The 15,147-nt window shown below is 41.8% G+C and carries 14 protein-coding genes; 12 read left to right on the top strand and 2 right to left on the bottom strand.

The window, feature by feature from the left end; translation table 11 throughout:
• Positions 1–56 precede the first annotated feature (56 nt).
• The 11 genes from RMX98_RS07460 to arsC all read left to right on the top strand — a co-directional run bounded on the left by RMX98_RS07460 (position 57) and on the right by arsC (position 9,481).
• A complete protein-coding gene (locus RMX98_RS07460; protein WP_322677324.1) occupies positions 57–899 on the top strand; it encodes a hypothetical protein in 843 nt (280 codons plus the stop codon).
• Positions 881–2,239 (top strand): O-antigen ligase family protein, encoded by a 1,359-nt coding sequence (locus RMX98_RS07455; RefSeq protein ID WP_322677323.1) that lies wholly within the window; start codon positions 881–883, stop codon positions 2,237–2,239. The genes RMX98_RS07460 and RMX98_RS07455 overlap by 19 nt, the downstream gene beginning before the upstream one ends.
• Before the next feature lie 287 nt (positions 2,240–2,526).
• A complete protein-coding gene (locus RMX98_RS07450) occupies positions 2,527–3,045 on the top strand; it encodes a hypothetical protein (protein WP_322677322.1) in 519 nt (172 codons plus the stop codon).
• A gap of 113 nt (positions 3,046–3,158) precedes the next feature.
• On the top strand, positions 3,159–3,680 hold the full coding sequence (locus RMX98_RS07445; RefSeq protein WP_322677321.1) for a Ycf51 family protein: 522 nt from the start codon (positions 3,159–3,161) through the stop codon (positions 3,678–3,680).
• A gap of 724 nt (positions 3,681–4,404) precedes the next feature.
• Positions 4,405–5,595 carry an iron-containing alcohol dehydrogenase family protein gene (locus RMX98_RS07440; RefSeq protein WP_322677320.1) on the top strand — a complete coding sequence of 397 codons (1,191 nt, stop codon included), beginning with the start codon at positions 4,405–4,407 and terminating at the stop codon, positions 5,593–5,595.
• Positions 5,592–6,803, top strand: coding sequence for an aspartate aminotransferase (locus RMX98_RS07435; RefSeq protein WP_322677319.1), 1,212 nt, complete (start codon positions 5,592–5,594; stop codon positions 6,801–6,803). Before RMX98_RS07440 ends, RMX98_RS07435 begins: the two co-directional genes overlap by 4 nt.
• 29 nt (positions 6,804–6,832) lie before the next feature.
• Positions 6,833–7,156 (top strand): metalloregulator ArsR/SmtB family transcription factor, encoded by a 324-nt coding sequence (locus RMX98_RS07430; RefSeq protein ID WP_322677318.1) that lies wholly within the window; start codon positions 6,833–6,835, stop codon positions 7,154–7,156.
• Positions 7,157–7,408: 252 nt separating this feature from the next.
• Positions 7,409–7,561, top strand: coding sequence for a hypothetical protein (locus RMX98_RS07425; RefSeq protein WP_322677317.1), 153 nt, complete (start codon positions 7,409–7,411; stop codon positions 7,559–7,561).
• A gap of 146 nt (positions 7,562–7,707) precedes the next feature.
• A complete protein-coding gene (locus RMX98_RS07420; protein WP_322677316.1) occupies positions 7,708–7,905 on the top strand; it encodes a hypothetical protein in 198 nt (65 codons plus the stop codon).
• A gap of 37 nt (positions 7,906–7,942) precedes the next feature.
• Entirely contained in the window at positions 7,943–9,007 is a 1,065-nt protein-coding gene (gene arsB / locus RMX98_RS07415) for an ACR3 family arsenite efflux transporter (protein ID WP_322677315.1), read from the top strand.
• 78 nt (positions 9,008–9,085) lie between these two features.
• On the top strand, positions 9,086–9,481 hold the full coding sequence (gene arsC / locus RMX98_RS07410) for an arsenate reductase, glutathione/glutaredoxin type (protein ID WP_322677314.1): 396 nt from the start codon (positions 9,086–9,088) through the stop codon (positions 9,479–9,481).
• Between the two features lie 35 nt (positions 9,482–9,516).
• On the opposite strand, the gene RMX98_RS07405 is transcribed toward arsC, so the two are convergent.
• Together RMX98_RS07405 and RMX98_RS07400 are read right to left on the bottom strand one after the other, a co-directional pair.
• Positions 9,517–13,260, bottom strand: coding sequence for a PAS domain S-box protein (locus RMX98_RS07405; protein WP_322677313.1), 3,744 nt, complete (start codon positions 13,258–13,260; stop codon positions 9,517–9,519).
• 1 nt (position 13,261) lies between these two features.
• Complete coding sequence (locus tag RMX98_RS07400) at positions 13,262–13,579, bottom strand: helix-turn-helix transcriptional regulator (RefSeq protein ID WP_322677312.1); 318 nt, start codon at positions 13,577–13,579, stop codon at positions 13,262–13,264.
• Between the two features lie 438 nt (positions 13,580–14,017).
• On the opposite strand from RMX98_RS07400, the gene RMX98_RS07395 reads away from it, so the two are divergent.
• Positions 14,018–15,061, top strand: coding sequence for a 1-acyl-sn-glycerol-3-phosphate acyltransferase (locus tag RMX98_RS07395; RefSeq protein WP_322677311.1), 1,044 nt, complete (start codon positions 14,018–14,020; stop codon positions 15,059–15,061).
• Positions 15,062–15,147: the final 86 nt, after the last annotated feature.

Here is a 15,147-nt window from a genome sequence, read left to right as displayed (position 1 = left end):
TGAAAGCTAATAGTAGAATAAGGTACACGAAGCTGCATGGAAGGGAGGAAGGGAAATTGGATGAAATGAGGGCGGCGCTAGAGTTAGCGACCGAAGAAGAATTGCAAGACTTAACGGCAATTCTATTTAGTCGTAAGTTCAATCCCCTAGACTATGTACACACACCCGAACCCATCGAAGTGCAAAGCCAAGACCGCAAAGCTTGGTTAGATTCACTAGAGGGTCGCTTTCGTTTTTTGGCGGCAGATGGGATAACGGTATTACGGGGACGCACAGGCCAGGTAACTTACCGACAAGCCTTAGTTCAAGTATGTAAGTATCTAAAAATTTCCTATTCTAATCAGCTGGCAACTATTGATTTAGAAGCAGAAGTATTTTTGCATCTGCTAGGACAGGTGTGGAAAAAATTACCTGAACAGGAAAAACAAAAATTGACTCTGCGAGTGCAGCGTCACCTGATCAAATCAGAGCTAAAAGAACCGCTACCACTTTTATTGCAGCCTGACCCCTTGGGGTTACTTTTCAAAGGCGGTAGTGCGATCGCGGTTACTTCTCTTCTCCAGCCACTTGTGCTTAAGCAAATTGCCCGTCAATTTGCCATCCACTTTGCTACTTATGAAGTAGCCAAACAAGCGGCAATTACAGGCTCAGAAGCAGCTGCAACGCAATTCCAAAGCTATGTGGCGATGCAAATGGCGCAACGGGGTATGACAGTGAGTGCAGCTCGTTATGGGGCAGCCCGCACCATGTTTGCTGTGATTGGGCCAATGATGTGGACTTGGTTTTTTGCGGATTTAGGGTGGAGAGCGATCGCTACTAACTATGGTCGAATCATTCCTACCATCTTTGCCTTAGCTCAAATTCGCCTCACCCGTGAGGAATGTTGGGAGCCAGCTTGAACAAGGTTTTTGACTATTTCAAGTTTCGTTGGCAATCTTCTTGGAACTACTCTCTATGGGCACTGTTAATCTTCCCATTGAGTCCTTTAGTGGGGGCTGTGACTGTAGGTTTTGTCTCATTAATAACTTGGCTGAAACAATCCCGCAAAATTAATCGCCGCCCCCTCAACTGGGGATTTGCCCTTTTGAGTCTATTGCTGATCGTGAGTGCTGGGTTTGCTCAAGACAAAACAGCAGCTTTCCTCGGCTTATTTAATTTCTTACCATTTTTTTTGCTTTTCGCCGCTCATAGCGCTCTGATTCAAACATTTGCCCAATTGCGGCAAATGGCTTGGGCTTTGGTGATCGGTTCCATGCCAGTGATAATTATGGGGTTGGGACAATTATTTTTAGGCTGGAGTTTTAAGTTCCAGTTTGTCTGGGTTGTATTCAGTTGGACAATCAGACCAGGCGGAAATCCCCCAGGTCGTATCGCTTCACTTTTCTTGCACGCTAACACCTTCGCAGCTTATCTAGTAATAGTTTTCATTCTTGCTCTAGGGTTGTGGCTGGAACAATGGGCACAGGGGCACAGGGGCACAGGGAAAAGACTTACTGCAACTTTTCCTCTGCTAGCTCAGTCTCCAGTTCCCTTTCTCTTTCTAACCGTGACAGTGATTGCAAATTTTATGACCTTGATTTTTACCAACTCGCGTAATGGCTGGGCGATCGCGATTTTTGCCTGTTTAGCTTATGCACTCTACCAAGGTTGGCGCATTCTTGTAGGTGCTGTTGCTGCGATCGTCTCTAGTGTGCTTTTGGCAGCTTTTGCTCCCTCAGCAGTCGCTCAAATTTTTCGCTGGGTAGTGCCTACATTCTTTTGGGCAAGGTTAAATGACGATATGTATCCAGATAGACCAGTCGCTTTAATGCGAAAAACTCAGTGGGAGTTTGCCTGGTCTTTAGCTCAACAACATCCTTGGACTGGCTGGGGGTTACGCAGTTTTAGTACACTTTACAAAACCCAGATGCACATTCCTTTGGGTCATCCCCATAACTTGTTTTTGATGTTATCTGCTGAAACTGGTTTTCCCAGTGCTTTTTTATTTTGTGGCTTACTCGCTTGGATTTTAATTACAGCTGTTCAATTACTGCAAAAGTCAAAACATATAAATACAGGAGACAGATTGATATTTTTCAGTTATCTTCTGGCTTTTGTTGGATGGATTTTATTGAATACAGTAGATGTAACCCTCTTCGATTTTCGTTTGAATGCGCTTTCATGGTTAATTTTGGCTGCCATTTGTGGAGTAATAGATCGTTATAACCAACAAGGTAGGCTTGCATCTCATCAAAATTAGCTATTAGTTTTTTCAGTGTATGCACTGGGGACATCTAGAGTTTTCAGTTAATAATATTGCTATATTCACGTCTGTGACTGTGAGTGTGACTAATACCTAATTAGTCACTGTTGCTGATTGTTGGGAAGGTGTAGGGACATCCCTTTGGGGTTTTCCTGCATGACGGGCATCTCTTGTAGATGCCCTTTTGTATATTTATTATTTTTCTTCAGTTAAGCACAATTTAAAAAATATTGAATTTAACGGAATATCTAAAAAGTTTTATCTTTTATCAAGGAACATAAAACATGATTAATAAAATTCAGCTAGGTCTTTGTAATCCGCCAGAACCTATCTATTTATATGTGAAAAAAGGAGAATTAAGTGGAGAATCCTACTTATGGTATAACTATGATATAAATAATAAAATGACTATTCCTGTGCAGCAGAAAGGGCTGACTGGTTATATATCAGAACTTAAATTAACGACGAAAGAATTTAAAGATAAGGACAACATTAAATTAGACATCGTTGTTAGAGCGGATGAAATTTATGTTGTTAGGACTGGAATAGAAACGAACTTTGCTAAAAGTTTCCTTTTAGCTGTATCGCTAGTCCAAGACTTTTCCAGACCTCTGATTCTTGCCGCAACTGCTGGAGAAGAGAATGTAGTTTTTTGTAATCTCTACGACGCGGCGACTAAAACCAAAATTTACTCTGAATGGAACAAAGATGCTGATTGGCTAGCAATAATTGATAGTGTTCAAACTAGGTTGCAGACATCTAAAAATCCCCATATCGTCTCTAGTGAGCCAATACTGTTCTGAATAACTGAGGAATTTGGAAAAGTAATAGCAGGTGGGGTGAGCTTGAGATGTGTAAGCTCTCGGTAAAATGGGTGTGTCGGTAACGAAAAAAAGACGCCTCCATAACCAAGCTTATGCTCACAACAGCTAACTTTCTTCAGTACACCCAATGGTCAGGTATAGCAACCTTGGCATTTGCTGCCTTAACAGTTTTGGCTTTTATTCTCAAATGGGGCATCCGCTTTCGGCTAGTGGGTACGACTGGCTTTATGCTGGTGCTGACTGCTGGTTTATTTGGACTCTCAATAGTTCCCTTAAGTCGGACTGTGATTCCAGGAGCAGCGCGGTACACTCTAGTTTATGACAATGGCTCAACACAAGCAGTAATTGCCACATCACCGCAAATTACACCCACACAATTAGAAGCAACTTTACGTCAAGCAGCTAGTAATCTGTTTTCTTATGGTCGCTCTGGTACACGGGAAGATGACAATTTGACAGTTCGCGCCCGCACTATTATTCACCCGGAAGCAGGGATTTCTGTACCAGTTTACTTGGGTGAGGTCAAGCGATCGCTAGTTTCTCATCAAAATTCCCCCGTAACAGTCAAAATTTACACAGAGAATTTTGCCCAATTGCCAAAACCTACTGCTTAAGAGGCAAGGGGGTAGGGGAGTAGAGGAGCAGGGGAGCAGGGGAGCAGGGGAGCAGGGGAGCAGAGGAGAAAGTCTTTTCCCTCTGCCCCTTTGCACCTCTGCCCCTTGTGCCCAATGCCCAAAGAACAAAAATAATTTACCTGTTATCAGGATGACAACATTTATTTTGTATTTACTGATACATTAATGGTTATTTTTAGATTAAGATATTCACACTTTAGTGGTTATACTGTGGGAAAAAGTTAATTAGCACGCGGGTAATGGGTACTGACATCTGTGATTTGTCAGTTTTTGTCTTAATTGCCACTGTTACCATTTTCAAAATTCTTTGCAGCAAATAAAGCGGTTGTAGGAGCGTATATTTGCATACCTTTACATATATATCTGGAGCTAAGGATGGCATGAAATAGCACGATCGCCTACACATTATCAATTCTCGATTGCTTTTCTTGAGAATCTGACAATGTTAATGTTAACTAATTATACGGTTATTCAAAATTTTGATAGTTCGGAATTTCAGGTCAATGGGCATTTATAGATTCAAGCAATGTCGTCAAAGTACTCAATCACTCGGCAGCAGAACTTGTTTGTTTAATTGCTTGGCTCAAATCTAGATGAGCCGGGTGCAGGGTTACAGCCATCCAAAAACCAGCTTGGCAACAAGTATCCCCGATTACCAGTCTATATTGATTAAGAAATGTCAAGGTTTTGGCAAACTAGATATATGCCCAATAATTTTTCTACCCAACCTTCTTTGTCTACTCAAACCTCTAGTTCATTATTTACGCTTACAGTTTCCCCCGCAAAAGTAATCCGTGGTTCTGGGGTGTTGCAAACAGCCGCAGCAGAGATCGCCTGTTTGGGAAGTCGTCCCTTGATTGTGGCAGGTAAGTCTACTCTCGCCATCAGCCAACAAAATTTGCAACCAGTTTTAGAAGCGCAACAATTACATACTGTCCTAGCTTCTTATGGTGCAGATTGCTGTGAAGCTAGCCTGAAATCTTTACAGAATAAGGCAAAAGAACATAAAGCTGATGTAATTATCGGTGTTGGTGGCGGCAAAGCCCTAGATACTGCGAAATTAGTCGCGCAGCAGTTACAGTTGCCAGTGGTGACAATTCCGACATCAGGGGCTACCTGTGCAGCTTGGAGTGCCTTATCAAATGTTTATTCGGAAGATGGGGCATTCCTCTATGACGTGGGGCTATCTCGTTGTCCCGATTTACTGATACTCGATTATGACTTGATTAAAACTGCACCACAACACACTTTAATAGCTGGAATTGGTGATGCGATCGCTAAGTGGTACGAAGCCTCAGTTAGCAGTGGACATTTGCAAGACACTTTAATTATTGCCGCAGTGCAACAAGCACGAGTTTTGCGAGATATCTTGTTACAAAAATCAGCCGCAGCCTTGAAAGAACCAGGTAGTGAGGTTTGGCGAGAAGTTGTAGACGCGACTGTTTTACTTGCCGGGGTAGTTGGGGGACTTGGAGGGGCGCAGTGTCGCACAGTTGCCGCCCATGCCGTGCATAATGGTTTAACTCATATTTCAGGACATGGCAGTATTCATGGCGAAAAAGTTGCTTTTGGGATTTTAGTGCAACTGCGTTTAGAAGAAATGCTACAAGGCAATCAACTGGCTGCATCCGCACGACAACAGTTATTAAAGTTTTATGCAGAAATTGGACTACCCCAAAGATTAAGCGATTTGGGATTGGGCAATATTACATTAGGCGAGTTGCAAACAGCCGCCGAAATGGCTTTAGTTCCTAATTCTGACATCCATCGACTACCGTTTAAAGTCGCTTTGGAACAATTGATGGCGGCAATGGTTTCTACCACTGCACCTATAGATAGTAAAGACACTACAAATCGAGTTTCGCCTAAGGGAATCAGTGACGAGGTTTTATGAGTTTAAATTGGATTGTCCCAGCAGAACGCATACAAAAACTACCACCTTATGTATTTGCCCGTTTAGATGAACTGAAAGCTAAAGCACGGGAACAAGGGTTAGATTTAATTGACTTGGGTATGGGAAACCCCGATGGTGCAACACCAGCACCAGTAGTCGAAGCGGCGATCGCTGCTTTAAAAGATTCTAGCAATCACGGTTATCCACCTTTTGAGGGCACAGCTAGTTTCCGCCGTGCTATCACTAACTGGTATCGTCGCCGTTATGATGTGGTTCTCGATCCTGATAGCGAAGCCTTGCCATTGCTGGGTTCTAAAGAAGGATTAACTCATTTAGCGATCGCCTATATTAACCCTGGTGATTTAGTTCTGGTTCCTTCCCCAGCTTATCCGGCACATTTCCGCGGCCCGGCGATCGCTGGTGGTAAAATCCACAGTTTAATTCTCAAACCCGAAAATGACTGGTTAATTGATTTAGCTGCCATTCCTGACGAAGTTGCAAGACAGGCGAAAATTCTCTATTTTAACTATCCCAGTAATCCCACTGCCGCCACCGCCCCCCGCGAATTTTTTGAAGAAATCGTCGCCTTTGCCCGCAAATATGAAATCTTGCTGGTGCATGATTTGTGTTACGCCGAGTTAGCTTTTGATGGTTATCAACCCACTAGCTTACTAGAAATTCCCGGTGCAAAAGATATTGGTGTGGAATTTCACACCTTATCTAAAACCTACAATATGGCTGGTTGGCGTGTTGGGTTTGTCGTAGGTAATCGCCATGTAATTCAAGGTTTGCGGACACTAAAAACTAACTTGGATTACGGTATTTTTGCCGCATTACAAACAGCAGCCGAAACCGCTTTACAACTGCCAGATGTATATTTGCATGAGGTACAACAACGTTACCGTACCCGCCGCGATTTCCTCATTCACGGGTTAGGAGAGTTGGGTTGGGATATTCCCAGAACCAAAGCGACAATGTATCTTTGGGTGAAGTGTCCGGTGGGTATGGGTTCCACGGATTTTGCCTTGAATGTATTGCAGCAAACTGGCGTAGTTGTTACCCCAGGTAATGCCTTTGGGGTTGCGGGTGAAGGTTATGTAAGGATCAGTTTGATTGCCGACTGCGATCGCTTGGGTGAAGTTTTACATCGCTTTAAGCAAGCTGGCATCCGCTATCAGTCTGAAGCCATAGTCTCTGCTTCACAATAGAGATAGAATCTCTTATCGAAATTTAATTCATGCAAACCCCCGCTGCCACTATTTCTCATTTAATTCCTGCTGGCTTTCATGCCCTTTCTGATCCACTCAGGATTAGTGTATTGCAATTGCTACGAAAGCGAGAATTATGTGTGTGTGATTTGTGCGAGGTCTTGGGGGTAAGTCAGTCAAAACTATCTTTTCACCTGAAAACCCTCAAGGAAGCTGCCTTAGTTAACTCCCGTCAGGAAGGACGTTGGATTTATTACAGTTTGAATTTGCCCCAATTTAACGTTTTAGAGTCATATCTGGCAGATTTTAGCCGCAATAGTGTAATTTCGTCTGCACGTCCCTGCTGCGATTAGGAAAGAGTTCAGATAAGTTAATTCATTGAAACCAGAATCTCACAGCTTCAAACCCTAGAAGTGTCAACTAGGATTGATTTTGTTTGCGCTGAATTAATTTATTTAGTTATCAACGATGGTAATACGTTCAAACCCTAGAAGTGTCAACTAGGACTGATTCCGTTTGCGTTGAATTTATTTAGCTACTAACGATGTGATGGCTAATATCACCGTCTAAAAAAAATTGCTTACTGTCTAATAGGAACCCTTGTGATGCTGAACAGATTGTTTGCTCAAGTGATCGTTTCTGGAATTCTAGTAGTTGGTCTTGGTCTAGCAATAAAGGATAGCGATTTCAGACATGACTACGCCCGAATGGCTCCGGTTGGCTTTAAGGCTCTAGTTGATATTTCCAAGAAAGATTAAGCAAATTGGATTCTACCGCTCTTGACTTAAAACATCAACTTTTTTTGATGGAATTTTCTATATGGTGCTATGCTTGTTATTGACACATCAAGTTTTGTTGAAATGACATAAATATACTTTCAAAATTACCCATAACGGTGAAGTCAATGAACGCAATAGCAAAGAAATTGCCTCTCTTTTTTGGAGTGTTAGCTTTTGCGAGCAGTTGGACAGCTACAACCAATTCATCAATTGAAACTCAGCGATCGTCAAAGGTTACACAGGTCACTGATTCGACAAAGGTGACGACGATTAAGATTGATGGTTCTAGCACAGTGTATCTGAATAACGTAGGCGATCGCTAAAGAGATTTTGAATAATGTCAGCTACATGAACTTTGTAATGAACAAAAAGACTTCAAAACGTCTCTCTTTTATTGATCGCTTCTTGACTTTGTGGATTTTTTTAGCAATGGCTATTGGTATAAGCCTGGGCTATTTCTTTCCGGGAGTAGAAGCTTTTATCAACCAGTTTCAAGTAGGAACAACCAATATACCAATTGCCATCGGCTTAATTCTGATGATGTACCCACCCCTAGCCAAGGTGCGATACGAAGAGTTAGGAGATGTATTTCGCAACGGAAAAGTTCTTGGTGTGTCATTACTTCAGAATTGGATCATTGGGCCAATTTTGATGTTTGCTCTGGGAACTATTTTCTTACATGATTATCCAGAATACATGACGGGATTGATTCTGATTGGATTAGCCCGTTGTATTGCAATGGTAGTTGTGTGGAGTGATTTGGCAGGAGGCAATACAGAGTATACGGCTGGATTGGTTGCCTTTAATAGTATATTTCAAGTCATCTTTTATAGTCCTTATGCGTGGTTTTTTATCACTGTACTGCCGCCACTATTTGGGTTAAAAGGCAGCATTGTAAATGTCAGCATTGCCGAGATTGCCAAAAGTGTGTTTATCTATCTTGGTATTCCCTTTTTGGCTGGATTTTTCACTCGTTTCTTTTTAGTGAAAGCGAAGAGTAAGCAGTGGTATCACGAGAAATTTATAACTAAAATCAACCACATAACTCTGATTGCTTTATTATTTACAATCATGGTTATGTTTAGCTTGAAAGGCAATTTGATTGTTCACATACCCTTGGATGTGGTGAAGATTGCCATTCCGATGATCGTCTACTTCGTCATCATGTTTCTGGTCAGCTTTTACATGGCTTGGCGAATTAAGACAGACTATTCTAGAGCCGCAAGTGTAGCTTTTACAGCAGCCGGAAATAATTTTGAACTGGCGATCGCAGTTGCTATTGCGGTGTTTGGAATTAATTCAGGTGTTGCTTTTGCTGCTGTTGTCGGGCCTCTAGTGGAAGTGCCTGTGTTGATTGGTCTGGTGAATGTTGCTTTCTGGTTTGAAAAACGTTATTTTACAACATCTAAATCGAGAAGCTTATAAATCAATATGCTTGGATTACTGAACTGTATTAGCTGATAAATCTTTCAAAAATCCTACAAGGAGCAAAGGTAAGAAGTGATGAAAAAAGTGATGTTTGTTTGCAAGCATAATTCGCGCCGATCGCAAATGGCAGAGGGATTTACACGAATATTAGGAGAAAGTAAAGTTGCTGTTGCTAGTTCAGGTTTAGCAGCAAGTCAAGTAGATCCCGTTACTGTTGAGGTTATGGCGGAAATTGGTATTGATATTAGCAATCAAACTTCTAAGCCTTTAAGTGATTTCAATGTTAATGATTATAATGCTGTGATTTCATTATGTGGTTGTGGTGTTAATTTACCCCAGGAGTGGGTGTTGAGAGAGGTGTTTGAAGATTGGCAACTTGACGATCCAGCAGGAGAATCAATTGAAACTTTTCGCCGCGTTCGAGATGAAGTTAAGGAACGAGTTGTAAAGTTAATTGAAAAACTCAATTAACTTTTAATATCAAAATTTGCCGAAAAGTCGGGAATCTAACGCAGGTTACTACAACTATAAATTAGGTTAGCGATCGCTCGAAGTAATTTAGCTGGCTCTACTGGCTTGGTAATATGCTGCCCAAATCCGGCGGCAATTGCTTGTTGATAATCAACCTCACCAGCATAAGCGGTGATTGCGATCGCAGGAATTCTCCCTCCTTGTTCTGGTGACATAGCTCTAATTTGACGAATCAGCATATAGCCGTCTACTTCCGGCATTCCAATGTCGCTTAACAGCAGATTTGGCTGGAATTGAGGCATAATTCGTAGTGCTTCGATCGCCGATGCAGCCTGGATTACTACCGCGCCAGATTGCTCTAAAATGAAAGTAATTAACTCTCGCGTATCACGCTCATCATCTACAAGCAGAACTTTCAAGCCATTTAAGGCGGGCAAATCATCAGGTTGAGAGATAATCTGGTGGCTATTTAGATGAATTTTAATTAGCGGTAGCATGACTGTAAAGGTTGCTCCCTGTTCTTCACCCAAACTTTCTGCCTTAACTGTGCCGCCATGTAACTCGACAATGTGACGAACAATCGCTAACCCTAATCCTAGTCCCCCGAATTTTCTCGTAGTTGCGCCATCAGCTTGGCGGAAGTAGTCAAAGACGAATGGTAAAAAGTCAGGGCTTATTCCCTTACCTGTATCACTGACTCGAAGTTGAGCCTGAGAACCAACAGACTCTAAACTGATTTCTACCTCTCCATTTTGGGGTGTAAACTTAATGGCATTAGAAAGTAAATTCCAAATAACTTGCTGCAAGCGACCAGAATCACCTGTGACGAGAAATTTGGAGTTGCGACTTTGATGTGCTTCTAGCGCAACTTGTATTTGGGATTTGAGATTATCTGGTTGCTTGTTAAAATCGATAGATTCTAAATTTCTCTGAGGATTTTCTAATTCCAAATCGTTCGCGTAGGATTCCGCAGGAAAGTCTAAGATCGTAAATCGTAAATTGATAGATTTGGCTTCAGCAGCTAGACGTACAGTTTCTATAGCTGCGGCGATCGCAGTTTCCAGATTTACAGGAGCAATATTCAGAATAAGTTTACCTTGCAGAATGCGAGAGACATCCAGTAAATCTTCAATTAGTTGAGTTTGAAGCTTGGCATTACGCTCAATAGTTTCGAGAGCGCGAGTAGTGGTTGCTTCATCATACTTTTTCATTTGCAGTAACTTCGACCATCCCAGAATCGGGTTTAGCGGCGTGCGAAGTTCGTGGGAAAGAACTGCCAAAAATTCATCTTTGATCCGATTAGCTTTGATCAATTCTTCTTTGCGTCGCTGTAACGAAGCCATTAACTGAGCGCGTTCCAGAGCAACCGCTACCTGATCGGAGGTTGCTTGTAATAGAGCAATTTCCTCAGAAGTGAAACAGGTACGGGTGCGACTTGCAAAAGAAAGGACACCAAGCAGTTTGCCCTGAGCAATTAATGGTTGACCTGCGTAGGCTGTGATTTGCAAAGCACGGAAAATGTGGGCTTTGGAATAGCTAGAGTACGGCACATTATTGACGACGATTTGACGGCGTTCTTGTACTACTAGTCCGCACATTTCTTCATTAAATTCCAGATATTCAATTGCTTGAAAGACTTCATCAGTAATCCCATTCCAACCGACTAATCGAAGTTTCTGTTTATTTTCGTGCGTATCGATTAAATAGTGGAAATAAAAATGCAAATCCATCTGCGCCGATAGTTTGCTAAACAAGCTGTTCATTAGATCCAAGGGGCGCTCGGTTGAAAGCAAATCACTGGTTGTTTCCGATAGTAGTTTAAGTCTTTCACTGCGCTCTTGTAAGGCTTGTTCTGCAAGCTGACGTTCACGAAGGATGCGTTCGCGTTCGGTGATGTCAATTGCAACTCCTCCTACCAGGCGTTGGCCAGATGCATCGGCAATGGGAAACTTATAGATCAAAAATTCGCCAAGGGTACGATCTGTGCGTGGGATAGACTCAATCGTTTGCACAACCTGATTCGTCTCGGCAACCATTCTAATGTTATCGAGGAGGGGTTGAGCGATTTGGGCTGGGTATAGCTCAAAAATATTTTTATTAATCGCCTTATTTGTTGCTAAATCAAATGTGTTCAAATAAGTTGGACTGAGGTAAACTACACGTCCGTCTGCATTGGTAATCCATGCGGCGGCGGGAATATTATCCATAAAAGCTTGAAATTGCTCTTGACTCTGACTCAGCGCTTTTTTAGCTTGTTTGAGATCGCTAATATCCAAAACGAATGCGACTGATTTCTCGCGAGATTCTCCTAAAAGGGTGTAGCCAACTACAACGGGGACAATGGAACCATCCTTGCGAATACATTCTTTCTCATAAGGGGTACAGGTTCCCTTGGCTCTGGCCTCGGCGATAGCTAGTTCATCTAAATAAAGATACTCAGAGGGTGTGATATCATTCCACCGTAATCTACCTGTCTGGATATCCTCTTGGGTATAGCCGACGATTCGCAAAAACTCGTCATTAGCTTCAGTGATGCAACCATTCACATCACCAAACAAGATGCCAACTACATTCGCTTTCACAAAACTTCTGAGCCGTTCTTCGCTTGCTTGGACTGCCTTTTCTGCCTGCTTGCGTAAGCGAAGCTCGTCGTAGACATCGCTGATATCTGTAGTGCTACCAACTAAGCGTACCGGGTTTTTGTCAGCATCCCGTTGCACTACTATCACCTGATCCAATACATGGATGTACTGATTATTTTTGTTGCGAATTCGATACTCGGCAGTATAGCGATCGCTATTTGCCAAAGCAATTTTCGCCTCCTCTTGTACACGTTGCAAATCTTCGGGATGGACAAGCTCACACCACCACGTACCCGTTGGTTCAGCTTCTGCGAGGGAATAGCCCAAAATTCGGGTTAACCCCTCAGTTCTTTCAACGGTATTCTGCTTTAGATTCCAGTCATAAATGAGACAATTGACCGCAGAGGCGGCTAACTCAAATCGCTCGTTAGCTTGCTGTAATGCCACTTCTACTTGTTTGCGTTTACTCAAATCGACAACAAAACCAATGACTGTTTCTTGAGTCTCTCCTAACATCACAGAACCGAGCAGAACGGAAATGCGATCGCCATCTTTACGAATATATTCTTTCTCAAAAGGCTTACATACTCCGATAGTTTTCAGCTCTTCCACTGAACGCTCACTCAAAAGAAGATACTCAGGTGGAGTAATGTCGCGCCAGTTTATTTGTTTAGCTAACAAATCTTCTTGTGTATAGCCAACCATCTTCAGAAAAGCATCATTGGCCTCCAAAATCGAGCCATTGTTTATATCAGTTACGATGACTCCAATGATGTTGGATTCTGCTAGTCGGCTAAACCGCATTTCGCTATTTTGCAACAATTTAAGGCTTGTCTCTGCCTTGCGTCTTGCAGTTCGTAACTCTGAAGAGAGTGCAGTAATTAAGAAGGATACTAATGAGAATGTGGTTAATCGTACCAAAACGTTTTGACTGAGTAAATTGAAGGAGTAGATTGGCTCGATTAAAAAATAGAGCGCAATTGTTACAGATAAGGCGATCGCTAATACTCCAAGCCCCATGCCGCCATACCAAGCGCTGATTGCCACAGCAGCATAAAATAATGTAAATACGCTCGGATCAAAGACTGGCAGTAACAGTTTTGTCAACAGCAGTGCTGCTATGACTGCTAAAATCATCACACCATAAGCGACGAACCGAGAACGCATCATCAAAATTTTTTCGGGTACTTTCACCATTTCAAGAGTCCTTCCGTTGCTCCGATTTTGGGAGATACTCGTTCACTAGTCTTTTGGGTTCGCCCATCTTCTCTAACATTTCTTCAATTAGCTTTAGTGCCATCTGTGAAGGCACTGTAGATCCGTTTTCCCAGCGATTGATTGTTCGTAAGGAAACTCCCAACTTAGCTGCAAACTTTTCTTGAGAGAGATCGAGTTGCTGCCGAAGTTCACGGATTAAATTTGAAATTTTTAGTGACTTTCCTAGTTCCATAGTAGGAAGAGTAAGACAGGTGTCTCGCCATTTGTCTCCAGCTTTCGGAAGAATTTGAATAATCATTAGTTGTTATCAATTTTATCTTTTGGCGAAACATCAATATTTACTGATCAGTGTTCGCTGATTCTCGTTCGTTGGATCAGACATCTATAAAATAAATATTAAATTTGTCTGATATGTGATGCTGCAATAGTATTATCTAAGGCGATTTGATAATTTTCAGCCATCACGTAACGCCAAAAATGAGTGGCGCGTTATCTTCTCACGCTTCATACCCAATTGAATTTTTTATGTTATGTATAAATACTTTCTATATATAAGTTTTGTTTAAGATTTTGTATTGATAAATTTTCTAAGATAATTGCTAATTTTGGCAACTCAATTTAAAACAGGTTTCAAAATCTGTAGTTAATTTTACTTCTACGGTAAGATATCAATGGTAAAACTATAAAGTTAAAATCAAAATTTATTTAATAATATTTTTGCCTAATACTCAACATTTTGATAAATCAACGCTCCGAAAACCTCCTAAACACCCAACTGGAAAATTTACCAGTTAAAGGTTATATATTTAGCTGGTTTGATTGGTTTTGTCTTTGGTATCCTCCAGGGTGGCTAATTTTATTCAATCGCCATTGGCAGCACTATCACACAGATCCAGATGGTTGGAATTGGTTAGAATATGGATTATTTTTAATTCCTGGCGGATTTTATCTAGCGATGCTGAGTCGCTGGTTGCGTCTGGGTTTTCGTTCACCCCGAAAAGAAGTTGGTGAATTTGATCCCAAATATCAACAAGCTTTTGGCTCGGAAATTATTGGCCCCATCGTTAAATATTATTTTCGGGGAGAATTGCAACAAGTCGAAAACTTGCCATCAACAGGGCCATTGATTGTAGCAATGAATCATGCCGGTATGTGTTTTCCTTGGGATTTTTTGACCTTGGGATATTTATTAACTGAAGCAAAAGGATGGGTGGTACAACCGATAGCAAGTCCAGCATTATTTGAGCATCCTTGGATGATTTGGTGGCTACCGTCTAAATGGTCGCAGGTTTTAGGCGGTGTGCGAGCCGAATTAGATGATTTTGAGACAGCGATGGCTCAAGGTAAAATTCTCTTATATGCACCCGAAGGTATCCGTGGGCTTAGGAAAGGATGGAGAAGACGCTATCAACTACAAAAGTTTGATGTGAGTTTTATTCAGTTGAGCGATCGCTATCATATTCCGATTCTTCCAGTAGTTTGCATCGGTAGTGAATTTCTGCATCCTTGGACTATTAATCTCAAAAAATTACAACGACTAGTTAAATTACCATTCTTGCCTTTATCGCCTTTGATGCTGGTCTTACTCCTGTTTCCCTCAATGGGAATTTGGGCGATGAGAACTCGTTTGCGTTGCGTTATTCAGCCTTTAGAATTAGCAGGATTAGACACCCACTCAAAGAAAGACCGTACAGCAGCTTATCAACAGGCACAACAATTACGAGAAAAACTGCAACTTCAAATTAATCAGTTTTTGGGTAAATCTAAAGAGGCTGTTTGAAAAGTCCTCTTCTGGGTAACAAAAAGTTTTAGATCCCTCTAAATCCCCCGATAAATTGGGTATACAGTGACAAATTAAATGGCGTT

Source organism: Nostoc sp. DedQUE02 (assembly GCF_034531035.1).
In the GTDB taxonomy this organism is placed as follows: domain Bacteria; phylum Cyanobacteriota; class Cyanobacteriia; order Cyanobacteriales; family Nostocaceae; genus Nostoc.
This window is presented reverse-complemented; position numbering and strand designations above follow the sequence as displayed.